Annotated in this window: 24 protein-coding genes and 1 pseudogene; 16 read left to right on the top strand and 9 right to left on the bottom strand. The window is 48.6% G+C overall.

All coding sequences use genetic code 11. The features are described from left to right. Positions 1–3: 3 nt before the first annotated feature. Both C1T29_RS19210 and frlD read left to right on the top strand, forming a co-directional pair. Entirely contained in the window at positions 4–906 is a 903-nt protein-coding gene (locus tag C1T29_RS19210) for a carbohydrate ABC transporter permease (RefSeq protein ID WP_069150263.1), read from the top strand. 13 nt (positions 907–919) lie between these two features. Continuing rightward, entirely contained in the window at positions 920–1,774 is an 855-nt protein-coding gene (gene frlD, locus C1T29_RS19205; protein ID WP_095431847.1) for a fructosamine kinase FrlD, read from the top strand. A gap of 24 nt (positions 1,775–1,798) precedes the next feature. Here the strand turns inward: frlD and frlR are convergent, their stop codons facing one another. Continuing rightward, a complete protein-coding gene (gene frlR, locus C1T29_RS19200; protein ID WP_071580836.1) occupies positions 1,799–2,527 on the bottom strand; it encodes a transcriptional regulator FrlR in 729 nt (242 codons plus the stop codon). Between the two features lie 180 nt (positions 2,528–2,707). On the opposite strand from frlR, the gene C1T29_RS19195 reads away from it, so the two are divergent. Continuing rightward, positions 2,708–3,811 (top strand): ABC transporter ATP-binding protein, encoded by a 1,104-nt coding sequence (locus C1T29_RS19195; protein WP_103750180.1) that lies wholly within the window; start codon positions 2,708–2,710, stop codon positions 3,809–3,811. Between the two features lie 46 nt (positions 3,812–3,857). On the opposite strand, the gene C1T29_RS19190 is transcribed toward C1T29_RS19195, so the two are convergent. Together C1T29_RS19190 and C1T29_RS19185 are read right to left on the bottom strand one after the other, a co-directional pair. Further along, complete coding sequence (locus C1T29_RS19190) at positions 3,858–4,721, bottom strand: endonuclease I family protein (protein ID WP_103750179.1); 864 nt, start codon at positions 4,719–4,721, stop codon at positions 3,858–3,860. An 81-nt stretch (positions 4,722–4,802) separates the two neighbouring features. Then, positions 4,803–4,898: pseudogene (locus tag C1T29_RS19185) on the bottom strand (hypothetical protein); the annotation flags it as partial. A 187-nt stretch (positions 4,899–5,085) separates the two neighbouring features. On the opposite strand from C1T29_RS19185, the gene allC reads away from it, so the two are divergent. The 7 genes from allC (at position 5,086) to pucE (ending at position 13,005) form a co-directional block, all read left to right on the top strand. After that, entirely contained in the window at positions 5,086–6,324 is a 1,239-nt protein-coding gene (allC, locus tag C1T29_RS19180) for an allantoate deiminase (protein ID WP_095431843.1), read from the top strand. Positions 6,325–6,340: 16 nt separating this feature from the next. Continuing rightward, positions 6,341–7,591 carry a (S)-ureidoglycine--glyoxylate transaminase gene (gene pucG / locus C1T29_RS19175; RefSeq protein WP_103750178.1) on the top strand — a complete coding sequence of 417 codons (1,251 nt, stop codon included), beginning with the start codon at positions 6,341–6,343 and terminating at the stop codon, positions 7,589–7,591. 227 nt (positions 7,592–7,818) lie between these two features. Then, positions 7,819–8,811 carry an XdhC family protein gene (locus C1T29_RS19170; RefSeq protein ID WP_103750177.1) on the top strand — a complete coding sequence of 331 codons (993 nt, stop codon included), beginning with the start codon at positions 7,819–7,821 and terminating at the stop codon, positions 8,809–8,811. Beyond that, the gene (pucB, locus tag C1T29_RS19165) at positions 8,808–9,425 is read left to right on the top strand and encodes a xanthine dehydrogenase accessory protein PucB (RefSeq protein ID WP_103750176.1); all 618 of its coding nucleotides are present in this window, start codon (positions 8,808–8,810) and stop codon (positions 9,423–9,425) included. Before C1T29_RS19170 ends, pucB begins: the two co-directional genes overlap by 4 nt. Then, on the top strand, positions 9,422–10,255 hold the full coding sequence (gene pucC, locus C1T29_RS19160; RefSeq protein WP_103750175.1) for a xanthine dehydrogenase subunit C: 834 nt from the start codon (positions 9,422–9,424) through the stop codon (positions 10,253–10,255). Before pucB ends, pucC begins: the two co-directional genes overlap by 4 nt. Beyond that, positions 10,256–12,493 carry a xanthine dehydrogenase subunit D gene (gene pucD / locus C1T29_RS19155; RefSeq protein WP_103750174.1) on the top strand — a complete coding sequence of 746 codons (2,238 nt, stop codon included), beginning with the start codon at positions 10,256–10,258 and terminating at the stop codon, positions 12,491–12,493. After that, positions 12,484–13,005: a xanthine dehydrogenase subunit E gene (gene pucE, locus C1T29_RS19150; protein ID WP_095431837.1), complete on the top strand. Its 522-nt coding sequence runs from the start codon at positions 12,484–12,486 to the stop codon at positions 13,003–13,005. The genes pucD and pucE overlap by 10 nt, the downstream gene beginning before the upstream one ends. A 186-nt stretch (positions 13,006–13,191) precedes the next feature. On the opposite strand, the gene C1T29_RS19145 is transcribed toward pucE, so the two are convergent. The 6 genes from C1T29_RS19145 to pucR all read right to left on the bottom strand — a co-directional run bounded on the left by C1T29_RS19145 (position 13,192) and on the right by pucR (position 19,965). Next, positions 13,192–13,317, bottom strand: coding sequence for a YjcZ family sporulation protein (locus tag C1T29_RS19145; RefSeq protein WP_014665279.1), 126 nt, complete (start codon positions 13,315–13,317; stop codon positions 13,192–13,194). A gap of 420 nt (positions 13,318–13,737) precedes the next feature. Beyond that, on the bottom strand, positions 13,738–14,082 hold the full coding sequence (uraH, locus tag C1T29_RS19140; protein ID WP_095431836.1) for a hydroxyisourate hydrolase: 345 nt from the start codon (positions 14,080–14,082) through the stop codon (positions 13,738–13,740). Next, a complete protein-coding gene (pucL, locus tag C1T29_RS19135; protein ID WP_095431835.1) occupies positions 14,082–15,566 on the bottom strand; it encodes a factor-independent urate hydroxylase in 1,485 nt (494 codons plus the stop codon). Before pucL ends, uraH begins: the two co-directional genes overlap by 1 nt. 12 nt (positions 15,567–15,578) lie before the next feature. Then, positions 15,579–16,871, bottom strand: a complete 1,293-nt coding sequence (pucK, locus tag C1T29_RS19130; protein WP_095431834.1) for a uric acid permease PucK — start codon at positions 16,869–16,871, stop codon at positions 15,579–15,581. 4 nt (positions 16,872–16,875) lie between these two features. After that, positions 16,876–18,225 carry a uric acid permease PucJ gene (gene pucJ, locus C1T29_RS19125; protein ID WP_095431833.1) on the bottom strand — a complete coding sequence of 450 codons (1,350 nt, stop codon included), beginning with the start codon at positions 18,223–18,225 and terminating at the stop codon, positions 16,876–16,878. 144 nt (positions 18,226–18,369) lie between these two features. Then, positions 18,370–19,965, bottom strand: coding sequence for a purine catabolism transcriptional regulator PucR (gene pucR / locus C1T29_RS19120; protein WP_014477890.1), 1,596 nt, complete (start codon positions 19,963–19,965; stop codon positions 18,370–18,372). Positions 19,966–20,139: 174 nt separating this feature from the next. Here pucR and C1T29_RS19115 point away from each other — a divergent pair, with 174 nt between their 5' ends. The 6 genes from C1T29_RS19115 to C1T29_RS19090 all read left to right on the top strand — a co-directional run bounded on the left by C1T29_RS19115 (position 20,140) and on the right by C1T29_RS19090 (position 25,427). Continuing rightward, the gene (locus tag C1T29_RS19115; RefSeq protein ID WP_103750173.1) at positions 20,140–21,480 is read left to right on the top strand and encodes an allantoinase; all 1,341 of its coding nucleotides are present in this window, start codon (positions 20,140–20,142) and stop codon (positions 21,478–21,480) included. Between the two features lie 96 nt (positions 21,481–21,576). Then, positions 21,577–21,924, top strand: coding sequence for a YunG family protein (locus C1T29_RS19110; RefSeq protein WP_103750172.1), 348 nt, complete (start codon positions 21,577–21,579; stop codon positions 21,922–21,924). A 37-nt stretch (positions 21,925–21,961) separates the two neighbouring features. Further along, a complete protein-coding gene (locus C1T29_RS19105) occupies positions 21,962–22,810 on the top strand; it encodes a DUF72 domain-containing protein (RefSeq protein ID WP_095432022.1) in 849 nt (282 codons plus the stop codon). 17 nt (positions 22,811–22,827) lie between these two features. Further along, positions 22,828–23,649 carry a sulfite exporter TauE/SafE family protein gene (locus C1T29_RS19100; RefSeq protein ID WP_014665251.1) on the top strand — a complete coding sequence of 274 codons (822 nt, stop codon included), beginning with the start codon at positions 22,828–22,830 and terminating at the stop codon, positions 23,647–23,649. Between the two features lie 19 nt (positions 23,650–23,668). Beyond that, positions 23,669–25,057 (top strand): bifunctional metallophosphatase/5'-nucleotidase, encoded by a 1,389-nt coding sequence (locus C1T29_RS19095; protein WP_071580819.1) that lies wholly within the window; start codon positions 23,669–23,671, stop codon positions 25,055–25,057. A gap of 64 nt (positions 25,058–25,121) precedes the next feature. Then, positions 25,122–25,427, top strand: a complete 306-nt coding sequence (locus C1T29_RS19090) for a YunC family protein (protein WP_014665249.1) — start codon at positions 25,122–25,124, stop codon at positions 25,425–25,427. Positions 25,428–25,456: the final 29 nt, after the last annotated feature.

Below are 25,456 nucleotides of genomic sequence, written 5' to 3'. Positions count from 1 at the left end.
CAGATGCTGCCTCAGAAGAAGACAGATTCGTTCAGATTGGAGCCTGTGCCTGACCAGCACATTGAGGTCAAAAGAAAGCCTAGGCGAAAATGGTACATCGGAGAAACGTCTGTGTGGGTTTTTCTGTTTCTTTATTTGATTGCGATCGCCTATCCGCTTCTATGGATGGTGATGAGCGCCTTTAAAAACTCTGACGATATTTTTGAGCACAGCTGGTCGCTGCCGTCTTCGTGGCATCCGGAAAACTTTGTATCCGCCTGGAACCAGGGGATTTCTTCTTATTTTATGAACAGCGTTATCGTTACGGTGCTGACGTGTGTGATCACTGTCTTTATCAGCGCATGGGCGGCGTACGGCCTTTCCCGGTTTGAGTTCAAAGGAAAAGGATTCTTTTTGGTGCTTTGTCTTGGCGGTTTGATGCTGACGCCGCAGGTCAGTCTTGTGCCGCTTTATTCTATTATTCAGTCGCTGGGCCTGTACAATACGTATTGGGCATTAATCCTGCCGTACGCGGCTTACCGGATCCCATTCACCATCATATTGATCCGCTCTTATTTTCTTTCTATTTCCAAAGAATTAGAGGAGGCGGCTTATTTAGATGGATGTACAAGTTTCGGAGTTTTTTTCAGAATTTTCTTACCAATGAGTGTGCCGATTTTGGTGACATCCGGCATTTTGACGGCTTACCATACGTGGAATGAGTTTATGTTTGCGATTATTTTCATAGATGATGAGAATTTGCGGACCATTCCAGCTGGGCTGATGCAATTCAGAGACGCGCTTCAGACGGATTGGGGCGTCCTGCTGGCCGGGTTAACGATTTCAGCCGCGCCGATTATTATTCTATTTTTATTGATGCAGAAATATTTTGTCCGCGGAATTGCAAGCGGCAGTGTAAAAGGATAAAGGAGGGAGCACTATGAAATTGATTGCGGTTGGAGATAATGTTGTCGATTACTACCAGGATCAAGAAACATTTTACCCGGGAGGAAATGCCTTAAACGTTGCTGTGCTTGCCAAGCGGCTCGGGCATGAGTCTTCTTATATCGGAATCGTCGGCAATGACGAAGCCGCGGCACATCTGTTGAACGTTCTCAAGCTGGAGCAGGTCAATGCAGATTATATCCGCCAGGCGCACGGAGAAAACGGGATGGCGATTGTCACTCTTGATGAACAGGGGGACCGCATTTTTGTCAGATCAAATAAAGGCGGCATTCAGTCCCGGCTTCGCCTCGCGTTTCAGGAGAGAGATGTATCTTTTATCAGCGGACATGATCTGCTGCATACGAGCGTGTACAGCAGGCTTGAGAACGATCTTCCGCAGCTGTGCGGGCTTGTTCCGGTCTCATTTGATTTTTCAACCAATCGGGAGGATGATTATTTGAGGAGGGTCTGTCCTTATGTGACATATGCGTTTTTTTCAGGAAGCGATTTGAGTGAGTCGGAATGCGGCGAGCTTGCCAAAACAGCTCATGGGTACGGAGCCAAAATGGTTTGTATGACTCGAGGGGGTCAAGGTGCAATCCTGTCTGCGGGTGATCGAATCTATCATCAGCCGATTGTGGAAACTGATATAATAGATACACTTGGAGCGGGAGATTCTTTTATAGCAGGCTTTTTGACTGCCTTTTGCGTGAAGCAGGATATAATGTACGCTTTGCGCCAGGCCGCCGAAACGGCTGCGAAAACATGCGGTGTGTACGGAGCTTTCGGCTATGGCTATCCTTATCGCTTGGAGGACGGGGGAAGCAGTGAAAAAACGAGAATACTATAAGCAGTGTCTCGTTTTTTATGCCTGTTATGTGTAGGGGCTGTTGATGGTAAAGGTGACACGGTTTGTATGCATCAAAAACAGTGAGCAATAGATTGGCTGGTCGTTTGATGTAAAAGCGGTTTTATCAATTTCAAACAGCGCATCCCCGATATCACAATCCAGGTATTTGCTTTCCTCCTGCTGGGCATATACAACGTTTAATAGTTTCGTATTGTGCGTGGGTACAACTTTGTATTGCTGTTTTAAAATATCATGCATGGATACGCCGTCAGCAATAAAGGTATCAATGCCGGGAAACAAATCAAGCGGATAATGCGTCACTTCAAAGGTGAGAGGCTGATCATCGTTATAAAGAATCCGTTTTAATTCAACGACAGGGCTCTCGGGATGGATTTGAAGCTTTTCGGCGATAGGCTTTGGCGCTGGAATGATGTCATGGGACAGCACTTGGTGCTTCGGTTTTTTGCCGGTTGATTCCATAAATTCCGAGTAGCCGTTTACAGCGATCAGCTCTCGTTTTAATTTAGGGCTTTTAACGAACGTTCCCTTTCCCTGCTGCCTGATGAGATAGCCTTCTTCGACTAAATCGAGAATGGCTTTTCTGACGGTGATGCGGCTGACGTTATACTTGCTGCAAAGTTCGCTTTCGGTAGGCAGCTTGGCGGTTGGGGAATACACGCCCTTTTTGATGTCATCAGTGATGATTTGTTTTAGCTGAATGTATAAAGGTGTAGAACTTCCGTTGTTTAACAAAGGGTAGCCTCCTTTTAACCTATTATTTATATTATAATGTATTATGACGTTATAATACAAATTTACATTTTTTATTTTAGAAATATAGCAAAAATGGGAATCGATTACTCTAAAAATAACAGAAAGACCAAGTTGTTTCCAGTGACGAAATAACGATCAAAAGATAGGGGGAATGTTCTGATGGCTTCATTAACATTCGAAGACGTCAAAAAATCATATCACTCACAATTAACAGTGAAGAACTTTGATTTAGATGTAAAGGATAAGGAGCTATTGGTGCTGGTGGGGCCGTCAGGATGCGGAAAATCAACAACGCTGCGGATGGTGGCTGGATTAGAAAGCATTTCTGAAGGAAATCTTCTCATTGATGGGGAGCGGGTCAATGATCTTCCCCCAAAAGAACGTGATATTGCGATGGTATTTCAAAACTATGCGCTTTATCCGCATATGACGGTTTTTGATAATATGGCGTTTGGATTAAAGCTCAGAAAGATGGCGAAGCAGGAAATTGCCGAGCGGGTTCATGCGGCAGCCAGAATTTTAGAAATTGAACATTTGCTGAAGAGAAAACCGAAGGCGCTCTCCGGAGGGCAGCGGCAAAGGGTGGCGCTTGGCAGGTCGATTGTAAGGGAGCCGAAGGTCTTTTTAATGGACGAGCCGCTTTCTAATCTGGACGCAAAACTAAGAGTGACGATGCGGACAGAAATCAGCAAGCTGCACCAGCGATTAGAGGCAACGATTATTTATGTCACGCATGACCAGACCGAAGCAATGACAATGGGAGATCGGATTGTCGTCATGAATGAAGGGGAAATCCAGCAAGTGGCGAAACCTCATGACATTTATCATTACCCGGCGAATCTGTTTGTCGCAGGCTTCATCGGCTCTCCCGGAATGAACTTTTTAAAAGGCGTTATAGAACAGCAGCATGGCGAGCTGTTTTTCACAAACCCTTCGATCCGTCTTCATATTCCTGAAGAAAAAGCAAAGCGGCTGAAGGAAAACGGATATGCCGGAGAACAAATGATTGCCGGAGTCCGGCCGGAGCACATCACACAAATGACAGGAAATAAACAGGTGTTTGATTCAGTGTTTAAAGCAAAGGTAGAAGTGAATGAAAATCTGGGCTCAGAGCTCATTGTGCATGTCATGGCTGGGGGCGAGCGGCTGACGGTTCGCCTGGATGGAAACACGCGAATCGCAGCAGGCGATTCAATCCAGCTCACAGTGAAAATGGATCACGTCGTCTTTTTCGATGCGGAAACAGAAGAGGCTGTGTATTAGGAAAGGTGCTCCTAAAAAGGAGCACCTTTTTAGGAGCACCTTTTTCTTACGGCCAAATCTCATCCGCCCATTCAGGGTGGTCGATAAATGGGTTGCGGTTGTGTTGATATTTCTCATAAATGATTTCATTTCTTTTCCGCTCACGGTCGTCAACCGGATCCTGCTTATTCCACTCGAGCAGGACAGATTGTTTGCCATGATAAGGAGCTGAGCCATTGCCTGTCTTATCATTAAGCTCAAGGTCAGGGTAGCCGTCATCACCCTCGTAACGGACAGCCATGTAAAACAGCATGCGGGCAACATCGCCTTTCACATCATCACGGGGCTCCCATGAATCGCCGTCATAATAATTTCCGGGTGCCTTTGCATATTCAGTGCCGCCATTGTCAAAATCCATGTTTCCTCTGGCGCTGTTAACTTGAACATCAGCCGGGCGCAAATGATGAATATCAGTACCAGGTCCCTTGCTCGTACCAAAATCGCCATGGGATTTCGCCCAGACGTGCTCGCGGTTCCAATCGCCGACATTGCCGCCGTTCAGGTTTTTGGACCGCGATTCATTCGTATAGAGCAGGATGACGTTATTCGGATTAGCCGGATCTTCATCGGTTTCTTTCAGCGCGTTCCACACCTCGCTGTAGGACAGCATCGTGTGTCCGCTGATGATGCGGTGCAGGGCACTTTTTAGCGAGTCTCCTGTTTTGCCTTCAGCCCCTTCATAATAGGTATCTGTGTCAGCATAGGGTGCAGCGGGGGCTAATGAGAGAAGACTAACTGTCCCTGAAGGGGAAGACGCCAATCGGTCATTAAGGCTTAATGCGTTTTGCCCGCTTGCTGAAGCTGCCGGCGCAAACCATCCGGAAATCAGTAATACACAGACGAGCGGCAGAAACCATGCTTTTTTTGTCATCACTTGCCCTCCTTTTATGAGATCATGTCTATTATCTAAAATTGACATAAAGGATAGAAGTGTCATTTTGTATATTTTTCATTAAAATTGTAAATTAGTTCCTTTGGAGGAGGCGGAAATCTCCTGTTCGCATATCTTTAGGTCCTGTTTTTGCGAGCTGCCGCCATTTCTGTTTTTACCGCCTCTCCCGCAAGCCTAGCTCGTACATATGAAAGGCAGTTTGACGCTTTCTGACAGGTAGGGTGAACCTGATTGCTAGATACTGTGACCAAAAAATAAACGTTTTTTTGGTTAATATGCCAATGAACTATCATGTTCCTCCTTCTATAATGAAGTCACTATAACGGCCAGAGGGGGGGAGTACATGGAAAAGCAAAAGCTTTCAGTAAAAAACAGCATCACAGATTATATTGAATGGCTCGCCCAATACGGTGCGTCCGCGGACGGCGGCGTAACGAGGCTTTTATACACAAAAGAGTGGATGGACGCACAGCTTGCCGTGAAAACAGAAATGTCTTCTTTCGGGCTTGAGACAAGATTCGACGATGTCGGGAATGTTTTTGGAAGGCTTTCGGGCACCCAGTCTCCGGATGAAGTCATTGTAACCGGTTCACATATCGATACTGTTATCAACGGGGGGAAATACGACGGCGCCTATGGTGTTTTGGCGGCAATGCTTGCGATAAAGCAGCTCAAAGAGGCCTATGGAGCGCCGAAAAAAACACTCGAAGCGGTATCCTTATGTGAGGAGGAAGGCAGCCGTTTTCCACTGACCTATTGGGGATCAGGGAATATGACGGGTGTTTTTTCATTACAGGATGGAGCAGAGCCAAGAGACGAATCAGGAGTCTCGCTGCAAACTGCGATGCATGAGAGCGGTTTTGGCAAAGGCGTGTTTCAGCCGGCATATCGGACAGATATCAGCGCTTTTGTTGAGCTTCATATTGAACAGGGGCAGACGTTGGAAATGTCAGGCCGGGATCTCGGCATTGTGACAAGTATTGCGGGGCAGAGGCGATATCTCGTCACGCTGGAAGGGGAATGCAATCACGCGGGAACCACCTCCATGAAATGGCGCAAGGACCCGCTCGCAGCCAGCAGCCGTATCATTCATGAGCTGCTGCTGCGGTCGGAGGAGCAGCCGGAGGAGCTCCGTCTGACATGCGGAAAAATAACGGCAGAGCCCAATGTAGCCAATGTCATACCGGGACGCGTCCAGTTTTCAATCGATATTCGCCATCAGCATCAGCACGTGCTGGAGCAGTTTCATAAAGACATGGTTGCTTTGATCAATGGTATTTGCCATCAAAAAGGAATTCGCGCCGTGATTGATGAATATATGCGGATAGAGCCTGTGCCGATGGATGAAAGGCTGAAGGCTGTGGCTTTTGAAACAGCATTAGAAAACGGCTTCAGCTGTGAGGAAATGGTGAGCGGAGCTGGGCATGACGCGCAAATGATTGGAAGGCGTTATCCTGCTTGTATGCTGTTTGTGCCAAGCCGGGGCGGCATCAGCCACTCGCCGAAGGAATATACCTCAGCCAGACAGCTTGAGATCGGCGTCCGCGCACTGACTGATTTATTACACAAACTGGCTTACTGATAAAGGAGGAATGGCTGTGTCAGGCAGAAGAGAATTATGCACCCCGTTAAGAACGATTATGACGCCGGGGCCTGTTGAGGTTGATCCGCGGGTATTAAGAGTAATGAGCACCCCGGTTGTTGGCCAATTTGATCCGGCGTTTACCGGTATTATGAATGAAACGATGGAGATGCTTCGGGAGCTGTTTCAAACGAAAAACCGCTGGGCATACCCGATTGACGGCACTTCACGGGCGGGTATTGAAGCAGTGCTGGCTAGCGTAATAGAGCCGGAAGATGATGTGCTCATTCCCATTTACGGCCGTTTCGGTTACTTGCTGACTGAAATCGCCGAGCGGTATGGGGCTAATGTTCATACGCTTGAGTGCGAATGGGGAACGGTTTTTGACCCGGAGGACATCATACGGGAGATAAAAAAAGTGAAGCCGAAAATTGTGGCGATGGTGCATGGAGAAACATCGACAGGACGGATTCACCCGCTGCAAGCGATCGGTGAAGCCTGCCGCACTGAGGATGCATTGTTTATCGTCGATGCAGTCGCAACGATCGGGGGCTGTGAGGTCAAAGTCGATGAATGGAAGATTGACGCTGCCATCGGCGGGACGCAAAAATGTTTGTCTGTGCCATCAGGAATGGCGCCGATTACATATAATGAGCGGGTGGCGGACGTGATTGCAGCCCGCAAAAAGGTGGAGCGCGGGATTGCGACACAAGCTGACAGGGCAGCACTTTCGGAAAATCGGCCAATTACAAGCAACTACTTTGATTTGAGCCAGCTTGAGGATTATTGGAGCGAAAGACGGCTCAATCATCATACAGAAGCGACGACGATGCTGTACGCCTTGCGTGAGGGTGTCAGACTGGTGCTTGAAGAAGGCCTTGAGGCCCGTTTTGAGCGGCATCGGTACCATGAAACCGCATTAGCAGCAGGAATAAAGGCAATGGGGCTAAGATTGTTTGGAGATGAAAGCTGCAAAATGCCTGTTGTCACCTGTGTTGAAATTCCCGGCGGCATCGATGGCGAGTCTGTCCGTCGTGTGCTGCTGGAACAATTCGGTATCGAAATTGCCAGCTCATTCGGCCCGCTCGCAGGGAAGATCTGGAGAATCGGCACGATGGGCTACAGCTGCCGAAAAGAAAACGTGCTGTTTGTGCTTGCCGGGTTAGAGGCTGTGCTTCTCAGACATAATGCAGGTATCGAAGCAGGAAAGGCGCTCCAAGCGGCGCTTGATGTATATGAAAACGCTGGCCGACAGGCAGCGGTGTAAAGAAAAGCTTGCGGACCTCCGCAAGCTTTTTTAAGTTATCATTTCTTGTTTTCTCCAATTTGATTTTCTTCGTTTGACTCTTTTTACAAATCCTCTTTCTATGTGTTTCATTTTCTGACAAATCATGAGTCATTTTCTCTTCCATCATCTATTCTTTATACAAGTTACCCATAAATCACGCGGAACTCGTTGTTTCTCACAGCAATTTTTGAGAGGAGGATGCAGCATTGGGAAATTTCCACACGGTGTTAGACGCGCTCCTGGAAGACCAGGAGGAGGCTGTGCTGGCGACCATTGTTCAGGTTGAAGGCTCCGCATATCGAAAAGCAGGCGCTTCTATGCTCTTTAAGAAAAGCGGCCAGCGGATTGGCTTGCTGAGCGGCGGGTGCGTGGAAGAAGATTTATGCCAACGAATCAGTGCGCTGGGCGATCAGCTCACGTCAGCGCTGATTCCCTACGACATGCGGTCGGAGGATGATCTGTCCTGGGGCATGGGAGCTGGGTGTAACGGCATGATTCATGTTCATGCAGAGCGAATCACTCAGGGAAAAAGGCGCCACTATGAAAAAGTGAGGGAATGCCTTCATTCAGGCAAAGCTGTCACTTCTATTGTAAAGATTGAATCCTCCCATTATTTATTTCTGACGGAGAATGGGCATTTTGGGAACTGGCCGGACGCGCCTCTGCAAAATATTCAACGTACTGTTTCAACGCTTCATTTACCGCATTTCGATCCGCCAACTAACATGTTTATTCAGCGAATTGAACCGAAACCGCGTCTCATTCTGTTCGGGGCGGGACCGGATACTGTACCGCTGGCCAATTTGGCGGCTGATACAGGGTTTTCTGTTATCGTGACGGATTGGCGGCCCGCTTATTGCACATCCTCTCTTTTTCCAAAAGCGGATCAGCTGATCACCGCTTTTCCTGAACAAATGCTCAGCGAATTCCAATTTTCTTCGCATGATGCAGCAGTTGTGGCAACCCATCATTATCAGCACGATCAAATGATCATCAACTTCTTATTTTCTCAAAATCTTCATTATATTGGACTGTTGGGTTCGGCAAATCGTACAAAACGGCTGCTGAACGGAAAACAGCCTCCGTCTCATTTTTACAGTCCGGTCGGGCTGGACATCGGTGCAGAAGGTCCCGAGGAAATTGCGGTAAGTGTAGTGGCAGAAATCATTCAAACAAGAAAACAGGTGGCGGTTGTATGAGAAGCCCCTATCTGATTGGGGTATTTCTCGCTGCCGGCAATAGCAAAAGAATGGGCCAAAACAAGCTGGCTTTGCCGCTAAAAGAAAAAACCATCGGCTCACTTTCTTTGAAAACTGCTCTGTTGTCCCGCCTTGATCATGTGCTGGTCGTCGAGCGGACAAAGCATGCCTCCCTTGAGTGGATAGGATCGCCATATCAAGCACCGCCTTTTCAAAAACGCTGGAGCCTGCATGTTTGTCCAGACGCGGAAAAGGGTCAGGGGCATTCAATCAGCAGCGGGGTGCGAAAAGCAGAAAGCATGGGGGCGGACGGCGTTGTCATTTTGTTAGCCGACCAGCCTTTTCTTTCCGTTGATCATCTCAATGCCCTTGTGGCACTAGCTCCTGAGTCATTTGCCGTGTCATCATTTTTAGGGACGTTCACCCCGCCAATCTACTTCTCATCGGCTTGTTTTCCTTATGTAAAGGGGCTAAAGGGAGATGAAGGGGCTCGCAGGCTCCTGAAAAGCGGAAAGCTTGGAGCAGGTGCGGTTTTGGAGGCAAAGGGAAGCGGTGAGTTGGAGGATATTGATACACCGGAGGAATATGACATGGTAAGGAGGGTGATGGCTTGAACGGCCAAGTGACCAAAGAAAGGATGAATATTCAATTGTGGAGGCCGTCAGCGCTTGATGAGGCCTATTCGCTTTTGCAGCAGCTTGCTCCGGATGTATGTGCCGCATCGGGAAGCACGCTGCTTCAGCTTCAGTGGGACAAAGGAATTTTGCCGAAACAGCACCTTGTCAGTCTTGAAGGGATTGACGAGATGCGAGGGATAAGCGTCAATGGCACCCACGTGTCGATCGGGGCGCTGACCACACTGAGTGAATGCAGAAAGAACCCTTTAATCAAGAGCGCAATTAGCTGCTTCAGTGAGGCTGCTTCCGCTGTCGCCGCACCTGCAATCCGCAGCCAGGCGACAATTGGCGGAAACATAGCGAGTAAAATCGGTGATTTGATTCCGCTTTTGCTTGTGCTTGATGCTGAGCTTATCGTGTATCAAAAGGAACAGATCAGGCTGCCGTTAGGCGCTTGGCTTGTGGATGGAGACTTTGAAACAGCTATCGTCACGCGTGTCATCATCCCGCGGGTGGCGGGAGAGCGTGTATTTTACCGCAAGCTTGGGAGGCGTCAGGCTTTTACAGGAGCGGTTGCTGTTGCAGCCGGACGTTTTTTGAAAGACGGCGGCATTCGTCTCGCCGCTGGCCATGCCGATATCACACCTGAAAGATTATTGGACAGCGAAGCGAAATGGAAGGCATCAGGGTGGGACCCGCATGAGCTGTACAAAACACTTATCCATGAGCCGCCGTTTTCCGCAGATGATTTTATGTCAGCGGCATACAGAAAAAAAGCCGCTGCCAACGTCATCATGGCAGAGCTGATGGCTGAGGGAGGGGAATAAATGATCATCAACAAACCATCAAGAGTCAGGCCGGATGGAAGGGAAAAGGTCACAGGGGAACTGAAATATATGACCGATCTCAGCTTTCCAGGAATGCTGTATGGCAAAGTGCTGAGAAGTGCTTATCCTCATGCAGAGATTGTGTCGATTTGCACCATGAAAGCTGAGAAAGTGGAAGGTGTGCGGGCCGTCGTCACGCATAAAGACGTTCCCGGCTTAAACCGATTTGGCCTTGTCATCCCTGATCAGCCGGTTTTATGCGAGGACAGGGTGCGGCATGTCGGAGATGCGGTCGCCGCAGTTGCTGCGGAAACGGAGGAAATCGCGGAGGCTGCGCTGGAGCTGATTTGCGTTGAGTATAAAGAGCTGGAGGTCATTGATTCACCTGAAAAAGCGCTTCAGCCGGGCGCGCATAGACTGCACGAGGACGGGAATATCCTGCACCGCGCGTTTTTTTCAAACGGTGATGTGGAACAGGGTTTTCGAGCATCTGACACATTCCTTGAAGAAACCTATGAGCTGCCGCGGCAGATGCATACGTATATGGAAACGGAGGGAGGCGTAGCCGTTCCAGAGGATGATGGCGGCTTTACGATGTATGCAGGAACGCAGCACGGCTATAAAGACCGGTTCCAGCTTGCCCGTATTTTTGACATTCCTGAAGAGAAGATCAGAGTTGTGTCAAGTCCGATGGGCGGCTCATTCGGAGGGAAGGATGAACTGAATATCCAGCCGTATGCTGCACTTTTGGCCTTGAAAAGCAGACGCCCGGTCAAAGTTCATCAAACACGAAAGGAATCTGTACGTTCTGGCATTAAGCGCCATCCGATGAAGATTACGATAAAAACGGGTGCGGATCATGCAGGAAATCTATTGGCGCATGACGTGAAAATTGTGGCGGACACAGGCGCTTATGCTACGCTCGGACCGGCAGTTCTTGACTTTTCTGTCGAGCACGCGGCGGGGCCGTACCGTATTCCGAATATCCGGACTGAAGGAATATCTGTATTTACGAACAACGGGGTGGCTGGAGAATTTCGGGGTTTTGGCGGCAACCAAATCACTTTTGCACTCGAAACCCATCTAGATCGTCTCAGCAGCATGCTCGGCATTGATCCGCTGGAGCTGAGAGGAAAAAATATCAGAAATCCGCATGACTTGGGGCCGCTTGAGCATCGGATTGCACCAACTGACGGAGCGGCGCAAGTGCTGGACACTATTTCTAAATCTCCCATTCTTACAAGAACAAGCCGGAAATGCGGGTATCTGCAAAGAGGCACGGGAGCGGCAATCACAATGCACGGCGGAGGGCTGGGGTATGGCCGAATGGATGCGGCAGGAGGCCGTTTGTCCCTTTCTAGTGAAGGCAAAATCACTGCTTCGTTTGGATTTGAAGAATGCGGACAGGGGATTCTAGCAGCGATTGAACAGATTGTCATGGAGGAGTTAGGTTGTGCCGTAGAGGATATTTCCGTTGTTATTGGGGATACCGCAAAAGTGCCGAAGTCAGGCTCCTCCACAGCATCCCGCGGCACAAGCATGGTGTGGCATGCGATCCAGCGTTTGAAGAAGCCGTTTCTAGCTCAGTTGAAAAAACGGGCGGCAGAATGGAATGGCTGTTCAGCGGAAAACCTTATGCTCGGCGCTGCAGGATTGCGTGAAAAAAACACGAAGGCGCTCGTGGTGACGTATAAGGAGCTGGCTGAAAAAGGCCCTTTGGCAGAGGAAACGGCATTTGACTTTCCAACAACGCCTGATCCTGTAGTGGGCGGCCATTTTCTTTACTCATTTGGAGCGGCTGCCGTTGAGGTGGAGGTAGATCTGTTAACAGGCGATGTCAAAGTGATAGATTGTGAGCATGCTATTGCAGCAGGTCCGGTTGTCAGTCCGCAGGGTTATCGAAGTCAAATTGAAGGCGGCGCTGCCATGGCACTCGGCTATACACTGATGGAGGAAGCGAAAATGACGGACGGACGTTATGCGGCGGAAAATCTCGATCACTATTTGATTCCAGGAGTCAAAGATGTTCCTGACATGAAGCTGACCGCAATAGAGGACTTAATGAAGGGTGATGCATATGGACCGCGCGGTGTTGGCGAAATCGGAACGATCGCCATCACTCCAGCTATTGTAAAGGCCATACATGATGCGGTCGGATGCTGGATAAATAAGCTGCCCATTTCAAGAGAAGAACTTCTTAACGCGATAGACAGGAAGGGGATGAAAGAATGGACGTAAAAGAGGCCGGGCCGTTTTCTGTAAAAAAGGAACAGTTGCGGATGACCGTGAATGGACAGGAGTATGAGGTTGCAGCCGTTCCTGCGACACGTCTAAGTGACCTGCTTAGAAAGGAATTTCAGCTGACCGGGACAAAGGTGTCCTGCGGAATCGGCCGCTGCGGAGCGTGCTCTATCCTTATCGACGGAAGGCTGGCCAATGCGTGCATGACGATGGCTTACCAAGTGGACGGCCATTCCATTACAACAATTGAAGGAATTCATAAAAAAGAGCTGGATATCTGCCAAACCGCTTTCTTAGAGGAAGGCGGCTTCCAATGCGGCTACTGCACCCCGGGCATGACGATTGCCCTTAAAGCGCTGTTTGAGGAAAACCCGCATCCGGCTGACGAAGACATAGAAGAGGGGCTGGCGGGGAATTTGTGCCGGTGTACCGGGTATGGCGGGATTATGCGGTCTGCTTGCAGGATTAGAGAAGAGTTGAACGGAGATAGACGGGAGTCCGGCTTTTAAAAGCCGGATTTTTTTAGCCTGACATTTTACTATGAAAAAGCGGTCAGACAGCGTGTGGGAAAACATACGGTACATTTCGTAGAATTGATAGCTCCAGCTTCACATAGCAAAGACGCCATAAAAACTTCTTATGGCGTCTGACGGACAGGGAGGTGCTGATACCGCAGAGGATAGGCAAAGTCAAACTTAATAACCGCTAAAGAAAGAAGCTCCAACAATGATTAACAAAATGAATAGCACTACGATTAAAGCGAAGGAGCTGCCGAGACCGCTTGAATAACCAGAGTTTCCGCCAGAATTGTAGAATCCCATAAAGTCACCTCCTTTAGTGGAGATAGAATAAGATATGCCAAACGATCATTTTCGACATAGATTTGAGTCTAAAAAAGAAAAAATGAATATTTTGTCTGAAGGTGTAAGAGAGACCGCATGATCAAAACTATTAAAACCGAACAATTGTATTCAAAGTATTTTTGGAGAGAAAAAGCGGTCTGTTTATAGGATTGGGAAAGGGAGTTCGGCTGCTAAGAGCTGTCTTATCAGTTTGAAACCTCGATTTATAAATGAAAGGGTTTCAGGATATTTTTTCTATGGGTGATTATGATGAAAAAAACTGGAGGGGGTTATTCAGGCAGTTGTTTCACTACGTGTGGGATCACTTCAAGTACTGTCCTAAGGATCAAAAGTTTATTGAAATGCAAATAAAGCCCGCCTCACCGGCGGGCTTTTTCGTTAACTCCCCCTATATACCTGATAACCAAACGGCGACAGCAAAAGCGGGATATGGTAATGCGCATCTGGATCTGCAATGTGAAAACGGACGGTGACGATGGTTAAAAACGGCTGATCGGCTGCGTTCGTGTTTTTACTCGCAAAATAGTCTCCTGCATGAAATTCCATCACATATTCTCCGGACACCAACTCTTCAGCAGCCAGCAGAGGGACTTCGACTTTTCCGTCCTTGTTAGTGTACACCTCTTTCATTATACTTTCACCCAGCCGCTTCAATTCAATTTTGACGTTCGCCGCTGGTTTGCCGCAGGTTAAATCTAAAATATGGGTGGTCAGCTTTCCCATCAGGCTTTCAGGCTCCCTGCGGTTTCAGCGGTTTTCTGTTTTTCTTTCTCGGCGTCTTCTCTTGTCACGGTAAAGCGCTGGAAGCCAAATGGCGGGCGCGGTTCGGTGTAGACTTTTCCTTTTGCCCCCGGGATCTCTTCAACGACTGTGTCCCATGTGTGATTTTGTGATTGGAAGCTGACATCAGTGAGCTGTGGGAACCTCGCTAATATTCTGCAGCCGATGTGATAGATTAAGTGTTGGATTGAAGGGGTTTCGAGCTCGTGAAAAACGGTGCTCGCCAAGTCGCGGACTTGTTCAGCCGCGACGTAGCGGGCTGGGTCAGAAGCATATGCGTCATTGGTGTTTTCATACTGCCAGCTGATGTTTAAATAGACAAACAGGGGGCGGTTGCCGTCTTCGGGAAGAGTCGTATATTCGTCCCGGATGAAGCCGGCGAAGGAGTTGCCGCTCACCTTAACGAGCTGAAGATCCATGATTTCGCTGTATTGTTCTGTAATCGTGATGGTATTCCCGCTGCGTTCGGCTTTCAGCACAGAGCGGCTTCGTTCATTGCGTGATCTTCTGAAGACAAGGCGGCTTGTGGTGAGCTCTTTCTCCTCGTATGCAGGCATTGCTTCAAACGGAATGTCTTCGCCAGTCAGAGTGATCGTGTCCATATGAGAATAGGTATCCAAAAATTGGTGAGCTACATATTGTAGGAACCCCTCGGTTGTCGTTCCTTCATAGGATGCGAGATGGCGCTGGATAAAGTTTTTCATTGAATCCGTTGCCACGACGAGAGTGTTGTCTCCGTCTGTAAATGATGGCAGGAAAGCGTCTCCGCCAATTTCGCATGTCACATCAACGCCGACAACTGTATTGTCTCTCTCGGTAAAAGATGATTCTGGGATTTGCTTCACTCCAGTGAGCGGTTTTAAAAACGTTCGGTATGCAAATACATTTCCTTTGCCATAAGACATGGTTCTTTTCATTTGCGTCTCTCCTTTTTCAGTGATGATGTCAGCCAGGCGAAAGCGGGCGATTCGGTAAATTTCTATAAGGGCCTGCTGGAACTCCGATTCCCGTTCGTTCTCAAGCCTTTCCAGCAGGGCTTGATGAATGTCCTGTTTCGTCTTTCCCTTTACCGCTAAAATAAAAGGAAAGCCGAAGCGATCATAATAGTGTTCGTTCAGCTTGAAAAACTCCTCGTATTCCTGCTGTTCCAGTTTGCTGAGCCCTGCGTTCTGCTGCTCTTTTATCGACTCACTGCTCATTGTTTTCTTTGTTCCGAGCCGAGGGTGCTTATTGATTACCTCAAGCTGTGTCTTGCGATCCGCAGCTTTTACAATACCCGTCATTTTGCGGTGAAGATCACAAAGGGACGAAAACGGCCGTAATGCCGCGGATCTCTCCGCAATCCATGAAGAGTGTTCAAAAATAGAGCCAAGTGTGTCTGTCAGTGTTTGTGTGTCCATTTGGTTCAGGTCATCCATTGTGAGCATTGGCATCTTCCTTTACGTTTTTATGTCTGAGCCATTCGGCTGTTTGGCTTGAAAAAAAGCGTGCAGTGCTATGGCTGTCAAACTGCCGATCACGATTCCGCTTCCCGCCAAGACTGATGCGGCGCCCGGAAGTGATGAAAACAGCGCGGGAACAGTTGTAGCGCCAAGCCCCAAGCTGACGGAAGAGGCGATAATCAACAGGTTGCCTTGTGAATCGAAGTCGACGCTGGACAGCATTTTGATCCCGTACGAAATGACCATGCCGAACATGACGATCATTGCGCCGCCGAGAACTGGGTTGGGGATCACTGTAGTCAGTGCCGCGGCTTTTGGAACAAGCCCGATCGCCATCAGCATGATTCCTGTGGTGGCGACGACGTGGACACTTTTTATCTTTGAAAGCTGTACGATGCCGACATTTTGCGAGAAGGCTGTATAGGGAAACGCGTTAAATAAGCCGCCTAGCATAATCGCAAGGCCTTCCGCCCGGTAGCCCTTTTCCAGATCCTTCTCCGACAGTCTGCGGTTTGTGATATCGGCAAGCGCAAAGTAAACACCAGTCGATTCGACGAGACTGACAAGCGCAACGAGAAGCATCGTGACAACAGCCGGCCATTCAAAGGCAGGCGGTCCGAAATAAAACAGAGACGGAACATGAAGCCAAGATGCCTCCAAGACCTCAGAGAAATTGACCTTTCCCATGAAGTATGCAGCCGCTGTTCCTGCGATCATACCGAGCAAAATCGCTATGGAACGGATAAAACCTTTAAAGAAATAAAACAGCAATAAGATAAAAGCTGTGACGCCAAACCCGAGGAGGACGTTGTCCAGTGAGCCGAATTCTTTGCTTCCTTCACCTCCGGCCAGGTTATTCATTGCCGTCGGGATCAGGCTGATACCGATGATCATGACGACTGATCCGGTTACGGCAGGCGGAAAAAAACGGACAAGCTTTCCGAAGAAGCCTGCGGCTAAGACGACAATCAGCCCTGCGGCGATAATGGCACCATATATCGCTGGGACACCGTAAGTGCTGCCGATAGAAATCATCGGGCCGACTGCGGTAAACGTGCATCCGAGCACAACGGGAAGGCCGATGCCGAAATACCGGTTTCTCCAGAGCTGCAAAAGAGTCGCCGCCCCGCACATGAACAAATCGATCGCAATTAAATACGTCAGCTGCCCCGCATTCAGTCCGATCGCCGCTCCGACGATCAGCGGAACGAGAATGGCTCCCGCATACATGGCGAGCATGTGCTGAAGCCCCAGCATCATCAGCTGAAAGGCATTGTGCTGTTCCTTCATCTTTTTACACCTCTTTTTCTAATGCGAGTGTATGTTCTAATACCGGAAGTTCAGTTTTCTGAGCTGTTTTGTCTTTTTTGCCGCGCAAGCTGAAAAATAGATTCAAAAAGATAGCGGTCAGGCTGCCAGTGATGGTGCCGTCACTGACCAGAATCCGGATCGGAGCGGGGAATTCAGCAAAAATCCCGGGGACGGTACTGGCGCCGATGCCGAGTGCGATTGAGCATGCGATGGTCAGGAGGTGGTATTGATTTGTGAGATCCGCTGTGCTGAGCATTTTGACGCCGGAGGCAATCACCATGCCGAACATGACGACGGTTGCGCCGCCAAGCACAGCAGCAGGAACGGCAGAAGCAAGGGCAGCAATCTTCGGAATCAGTCCGAGACAGACAAGGATAAAGCCTGCGGTAATCACGACGTTTCTCGTTTTTACCTTCGTCAGCTGCAATAAGCCGGCGTTTTGCGCAAAGGTATTATAAGGAAAGGCATTGAACAGCCCGCCGATGAGAATGGCGATTCCCTCCGCGCGATACCCTTTGACGAGGTCATTTTCAGTTAAAGGTCTGCCGCATATCTTTCCGATTGCGTAGAAAACGCCGGTTGATTCCACAATAATGACGATTCCGACGATCAGCATCGTTAAGATCGGGCCAATTTCAAACGCAGGAGCTCCGAAATAAAAAGGCTTCGGGATTTGGAAGAATGGTGCTTCTGTAACAGAAGAAAAGCTGACTTTGCCCATGATCGCTGCCGCCGCTGTTCCGGCGGCGATTCCGATCAGGACGGACAGTGTTCGGGCAAATCCTTTGAGAAAGCGGTTGAGGACTAAGATCAGAACAAGGACACCGACAGAGAGAAGAAGGTTTTCGAGCGAACCGTATTCGGGGTTGGCGCTGCCGTTTATTTTTTCGCCGCCAGCCATATTTTTCACACCTGTCGGAACTAGTGAAAGGCCGATCAATGTCACAACCGTACCTGTTACGACAGGAGGAAATAACACAGTCAGTTTGCCGAAAAAACGAGCAAACAAAAAGATGAACACACCGGCCGCGATGATAGAACCGTAAATCGTGTGAATGCCGTAATTGGCGCCGATTGCAATCATCGGGGTGACGGCCACAAATGAGCTGCCAAGCATGACGGGAAGCCCGATGCCGATGTATGCTCCGCGCAAGGTTTGCAAAAGCGTCGCGACGCCGCACGTTAACAGGTCAATCGCCAATAGGTAGGACAGCTGTTCAGTTGTTACATTCAGTGCCCTGCCGACAAGCAGGGGCACCAAAATCGCACCTGCATACATGGCCAGCACATGCTGCAGGCCAAGCGTAAACACCGTAAACGATCCTTTTTTCATCATAGTCCCTCCTCGTATGTGAACTTTAGTAACATGATATCGTGCCGATTGAGGAGTGTCATTGGATACAGTAGCCGAAAAAGACAGGTGTGATTGCTGAAAGTGACGAAAAATGATTGATTTTGTAAGAGAATGTGACAAACGTTAGCTGATCAGCCGCTGCATACGTAAGGCAAGCCGCAAACGCATCGTTGTTTCTGGATCTTTTAAGCTTTTTCCAAGCAGCTCTTCGCATTTTTCAAGGCGGTAAATGACCGTATTGCGATGAACGTACAGACGCTTGGCCGTCTCTGAAATTTGGCAGTGTGTCTCTAAATAGACGGAAAGCGTATGAAGAAGGCTTTGATCCTCCTGCTGTTTTTCAGCAAGGCTCTGAAGCGTGGAGTTGTAAAATTTCTTCAAATCCTCAACCGGGAGCAAGCGCAGAAGCTCAGGCACATCTTTTGCGTGATACACCTGGATAAATGCGGTGCTTCTAGACAAATGCCCCGATTGCAGAGCATCAGAAGCTTCTGTGAACGCGTCGGGAACATCAATGAGCTTTTGGCAGATATTGCTGATGCCAAAGGACACGGTTCGTTTAAATTGAGCGCTGACCTGTGTTTGGAACTGTTCTAAAAAGCTGATCACCGAGGCGTGCATTTCACTCCAGCTGTCTGTCGCCTCGATGAGAATAATGCCGACGTTTCCTTTCATAAAGAAGTGAGGCGGAAACGGGAAGGCCGATAATTCACCTTCGAGAAATTCGAATACGCTGTCGGAAGCGAGCTGATTTTCTGTAAAGCTGATTGATTCGTCATTGCGATCGAGTTTACCGGCAATGCACATGTATTTTTGGTCCCAGCGCAGCTTGAATTCTTTTGCCCGGTTTTTGATTTCGTCGTCTGAAGAAAATGACCGCTCAATAAAATTGTTAAAAAACTCATTGCGCGCCCGCCGGCTGAACTGTTTCAGCGCATTTTCCTTCAGCAGTTCAAAGGAAATGACGTTGGCCGCTTGTTCAATCGTGAGGATCAATCCTTTGTCGCCGGCCTGCACCATGTCTGGTATCAGCAGATATCCGCAATTTTTTTCGTGATTATAAATAGGCAGGACAGAATATGTTTTCTGATCTGAGATTGTAGAGAAACAAGTGAAAAATGGCCCGGATACGGTATTCAGGGTGCCTTTCAGTTTTTCGGTTTCAACTGAAATTTGATGAGACGCTGACAGCATTTTAGCATGCTGGTCTAGAAGCAGCACGGGAAGCTGAAGGAGGTCTGACACCTTTTTGAGCAGAGATTGCAGCCCCTTGCCGCTCATAATGTGGTTTGTGAATTTTTTGTGCGCGTAAATGGCTTGCTGCAGCTCGTTAGAACGCATATCGAGAATATGGCTGAGAGTGGCATTCACAATATCGCCGAGGCGGATGTGTTCCGGAAGCTCAATGATCGGGAACGCATATGAATCGGCCAGTTCGATGATTTCCTTCGGGATATCTTCCAGATAGCGCTTTGTTTTAATGCCGAGGCCCGCGCAGCCGCGTTTTGCCATTTGCCGAATCAGTTCAGATAATTGATGCGGGTGATCCTTCAGGTGATAGGCGGTGGTGACGAGCAATTCATTCTTATGCAAAAAGTCTGCGATATCCGGAGCATCCATCATGTTGACATGCTGAACCTCTCTTTCCCCTCCTGCTTTTCCAGCGATTAAATTGGCGTTTTCAAAAGCCGGTATTTTCATCACATCAAAAATATTCATAGCGCATTCTCCTTTTTTGTAAAAACATTGGTTAAGATGAATAATTTTCAATAGGAATTCTAGCGGTTTTGCTGATGTAATACGATCATAGTAGCAGTAAACTGTTGAAAATAGAACTGGTTGTGTGACATAAACTGACATGAAAAATCGTCATCCTTACATGGGGGGATCAATATGGCTTACGATATGGTCATAAAAGGTGCAAAGGCAGTTACGCCAGATGGCGTTACAGAAGCTGATATTGCAGTTCAAAACGGTGTCATTGCCGAGATAGGTTCTGACATCGAAGCAAGCGGGGCGGAAATCATCAAGGCAGACGGGACATACGTGTTTCCTGGTGCGATAGACTGCCATGTTCATTTTAATGAACCGGGCAGGGAAGATTGGGAGGGATTTGAAACAGGTTCTCAAATGATGGCCGCAGGCGGCTGCACCACCTTTTTTGATATGCCGCTCAACTGCATTCCATCAACCGTGACGGCAGAGCATCTTCTCGCAAAAGCTGAGCTGGGCAGGCAAAAATCTGTCGTGGATTTTGCGCTATGGGGCGGCCTTGTGCCTGGCCATATCGAGGACATCCGTCCGATGGCTGAAGCGGGAGCGATCGGGTTTAAAGCGTTTTTATCAAAGTCAGGCACTGATGAGTTCCGCTCTGTTGATGAACGGACATTGCTTAAAGGTATGGCGGAAATTGCGGCTGCAGGAAAAATCCTCGCTCTTCACGCAGAAAGCGATGCGATCACAAGCTATTTGCAGATGGTTTTGGCCAATAAAGGAAAGGTGGATGCGGATGCGTACGCCGCCTCCCGCCCGGAGGAAGCAGAAGCTGAAGCGGTGTATCGCACGATTCAGTATGCGAGGGTGACAGGCTGTCCGGTTCATTTTGTTCATATCAGTACGGCGAAAGCGGTTGAGCTGATCAGAGAGGCGAAACAGGAAGGGCTCGATGTTTCGGTCGAAACATGCCCGCATTATGTCTTATTCAGCCATGACGATTTACGGGAAAAGGGCTCTGTCGCGAAATGCGCGCCGCCGCTCCGGTCACCGCAATCGAAGGAAGCGCTGGTCGAGGCGCTCATTGCCGGGGATATTGACATGGTTTCCTCAGACCATTCCCCTTGCCGTCCATCCTTAAAGCGGGAGGACAATCTGTTTTTATCATGGGGCGGAATCAGCGGCGGGCAGTTCACTTTATTAGGCATGCTGGAACTGGCGCTTGAACATCAGATTCCGTTTGAAACCATCGCAGAATGGACAGCGGCGGCCCCTGCAAAACGATTTGGCCTTCAGAAAAAAGGGCGGCTTGAAGCGGGGTGTGATGCGGATTTTGTGCTCGTCAGCATGGAGCCGTACACTGTCACAAGAGAATCGATGTTTGCAAAGCATAAAATAAGCATTTACGAAGGACATACATTTCCCTGCCGTATTTCGGCCACTTACAGCAAAGGCCGGTGCGTGTACAATGATGGGGAAAAAGTCAGCGGAATTGACGGAGCGCTGGTCGTTCCTTCGTAAGCCCGGCGGATTTTACCGCCGGGTTTTTTGATTTCTGCCGTTCTTGTTTTTAAAATTTCATCAACGTGGTATCTTTTTTAAAAGGAGGCGGAGGCAGTGGAGCATGTCAAATACATACTTAAGCAATCTTGGTCTCGCCATACGAGCTCTAAATGGACGGAAGAATGCCCGTCATGCGGCCAATGCGGTGTGACGGCACTGGTGATTCAGGATCAATTCGGCGGCGCCATTCTGAAAACAAGAGTCGGTGAGAGCTGGCATTTTTATAACAGCTTCAATGGTGTGGTGTACGATTTTACGAGTGAGCAGTTTCAGGCGCCTATTGAATATCAGCACATTCCTTCCTCCAGAGAAGAGGCGTTTTTAGATACGAATGAGGAACAATATCAGCATTTGCGTGAGGCATTTTCCCGCCATATGAACAGCATTTCCGAGGAAACCTGAAAACACGTGTGATAAACTGGAAGAGAGGTGAATGAGTGTGATTTATATCGGACTGACGGGATGGGGGGATCATGACAGCATCTATCCGCCGAAGACGGCCAGCCAGAAAAAATTGCAGGCCTATTCCTCCCATTTTCCGATCGTGGAATTAGACGCGAGCTTTTACGCGATTCAGCCGGCTCGCAATAATGAAAAGTGGGTCAAGGAAACGCCCGAAACCTTCCAATTTATCGTGAAAGCATATCAGGGCATGACAGGGCATCAGCGCGGTGAAATTCCCTTTGACTCAAAAGAGGAGATGTTTGATGCGTTTAAGGTGTCTTTAACGCCATATTTACATAGCAACAAGCTCGCCATGGTGCTGTTTCAATTTCCGCCGTGGTTTGACTGCAAGAAGGAGAATGTCGCCTATTTGAGATGGTGCAAGCACCAAATGGGGGATATTCCTTGTGCGCTTGAATTCAGAAACCGTTCCTGGTTCTCGCCGCCGTTTTATGAGCAGACGCTTTCATTTATGAAAGCGGAAGGCTGGATTCACAGTGCTTGTGATGAACCGCAAATCGGAGAAGGCAGCGTTCCGACTGTGCTGCGCGCGACCGATGAAAACAAAACGCTCGTCAGGTTTCACGGACGCAACAAGCAGGGCTGGATGAAGCCTGACGGCGGGAAAAACTGGCGCGAGGTCAGGTACCTATACCGCTACAACCAACAGGAGCTGGAGGATTGGAAAAAGCACCTGAATGAATTGCAGCAGCAATGTAAGGATGTTTTTGTCCTGTTCAACAATAATTCCGGCGGTGACGCGGCGGATAACGGCAAGCAGATGCTTGAACTGCTTGATATCGAGTACAGCGGACTTGCTCCGAGACAGCTCGATTTATTTTAGAAAAGAGGTTTTTACTGATGTCGTTTGTGATTTTGGTCGTCCTGGGATTAATCGCAGGTACGGTAGGAAGTCTGATCGGGCTTGGCGGCGGAATTGTCATTGTGCCGTCTTTGATGTTTTTAAGCACAGTGACGCCGCTGTTTCAGGATGTGACGCCGCAGGTTGCGATTGGAACTTCGCTTTTGGTCATTATTTTTACGGGTCTTTCTTCAACTTTGGCTTATATTAAATATAAAATCGTTGATTATAAGAGCGGGCTCATTTTCTTTATCGGTTCAGGTCCCGGCAGCATAATCGGGGCTTATGTGTCAAAGCTGTTCAATTCAAACTCATTTTCCGTTTGGTTTGGCATTTTTATGATTCTGATTTCATTATCCTTAATGCTGAAAGCGAAAGCCCGGCCCATTAACAAAGCGCACAAAGGGATTATCCGGACATTTCAGGATGATGCCGGTGAGCCTTATACGTACTCATATCAGGCCCCTGTCGGTATTGCCATTGCCTTTGTTGTCGGTTTTTTAGGCGGGCTTTTCGGAATAGGCGGCGGATCACTGATGGTTCCGGCGATGATGCTGTTATTTTTGTTTCCGCCGAAGGTTGCGGTCGCAACATCCATGTTTATTATTTTCCTGTCTTCTATGACAGGGTCTGTTTCACATATTATTTCCGGGCACGTCAATTGGCTGTACGCCCTCGCGCTTGTGCCCGGCGCTTGGTTCGGCGGAAAGCTTGGCGCCGCCATCAACAGAAAAATGCAGACGAAAACGATCGTTATGATCATGCGGATCGTATTGATTTTGATCGGCTGCCAGCTCATTTATGAAGGCATTTTCAGCTGAACGTTTAGGGAGAGATATTATGAAGGAGAAGCTCCGCTTATATCATACAAATGATTTGCACAGCCATTTTGAAAACTGGCCGAAAATTGTAGATTATATCGAGCAGAAAAGAAAAGAGCATCAATCAGACAGCGAAGAGACGCTCGTATTTGATATTGGCGATCATCTTGATCGTTTTCAATTCGTGACAGAGGCGACATTCGGAAAAGCCAATGTCGATCTCTTAAACCGCCTTCACATTGATGGAGCGGCGATTGGCAATAACGAAGGGATTACGCTTCCGCATGAAGAGCTTGCTGCTTTATATGATCATGCTGAATTTCCTGTTATCGTCTCCAACCTGTTTGATAAAAACGGAAACCGTCCGTCCTGGGCGGTGCCTTACCATATCAAATCATTGAAAAACGGTATGTCCATTGCTTTCTTAGGCGTAACTGTGCCGTATTATCCCGTTTACGACAAGCTGGGATGGACAGTAACAGATGCCCTTGACAGCGTAAAGGAAACCATTCAGGAAGTGAAAGGGCAGGCGGATATCATCGTCCTGCTGTCGCATTTAGGCATTCTTGATGATCAAGCAGTGGCTGAAGCGGTACCTGAGATTGATGTCATTCTCGAATCGCACACCCATCATTTGCTTGAAGACGGACAAGTGGTGAACGGGGTATTGCTTGCCAGTGCTGAGAAATACGGGCATTATGTCGGCTGTGTAGAAATCACGGTGGACAGTGTACAGCGAAGCATCATCAGCAAAACAGCGTCTGTGCAGAACATGGCGGAATGGACAGGAGAATCCGCAGAAACAAAAGCGTTTCTTAATGAAAAAGAACGTGAAGCCGAGGAGAAGCTCTCCGATGCCGTTGCGGAGCTTGCCCAAGATGCTGAGGTGAAGTGGTTTGAAGAATCAGAGCTGCCTTTGCTTTTGGCGTACGCGTTAAAAGAATGGTGCGAGACGGACATCAGTATGGTGAATTCAGGTGTCATTCTCGGTCCGCTGAAAGCAGGCCCTGTGACGAAACTGGATCTGCACCGCATCTGTCCGCATCCGATCAACCCGGTGGCTGTCCGCCTGACGGGAGAAGAACTGAAGGAAACCATTGTCCATGCCGCTTCCGAACAGGTGGAACAGCTCCGGATCAAAGGGCTCGGCTTCCGCGGAGAAGTGATGGGGAAAATGGTGTATGCCGGTGTTGAGGTAGAAACGAAACGGCTCGATGACGGGATCACGCATGTCACCCGCATCACGCTGAACGGGGAAGATATTGAAAAACATAAACAATACTCCGTTGCGGTGCTTGATATGTTTACGCTCGGCAAACTGTTTCCGTTGATTCGCGACGCGGCAGAAAAAGAATACTTTATGCCGGAATTTTTGCGGGATCTGCTCGCTTGGAAGCTCGCGCAATAAGGCTGTCAGCCCACAACAAGCTGTGCCCTTCATCATAAAGTGATGAATGAAGGGAGTGGTTGACGTGGTAAATCTGACACCGATCATGATAGAAGGACAGCCTTTTACAGCTGTGACAGTAAAACTTCCCAAAACGAATTTTATGGCCGTCACCAATGATCACGGATACATTATGTGCGGCGCGCTTGATGTGGCGCTGCTGAATGAGAAATTAAAGGAGCGCGGCATCGTGGCGGGGCGCGCAGTTGGTGTCCGCACCATTGACCAGCTGTTAGACGCACCTTTAGAATCCGTCACGTACGCCGCGGAAGATCTTGGCATTCAAGTCGGCATGAGCGGCAGAGAAGCGCTTTTAAAAATGGTGAAATAAAATAAATTGGCCCCGGCTATTACTATGTC

Source organism: Bacillus sp. MBGLi79 (genome assembly GCF_002953915.1).
Note: the sequence above shows the minus strand (reverse complement) of the source record. Positions and strands in the feature narration are given on the sequence as shown.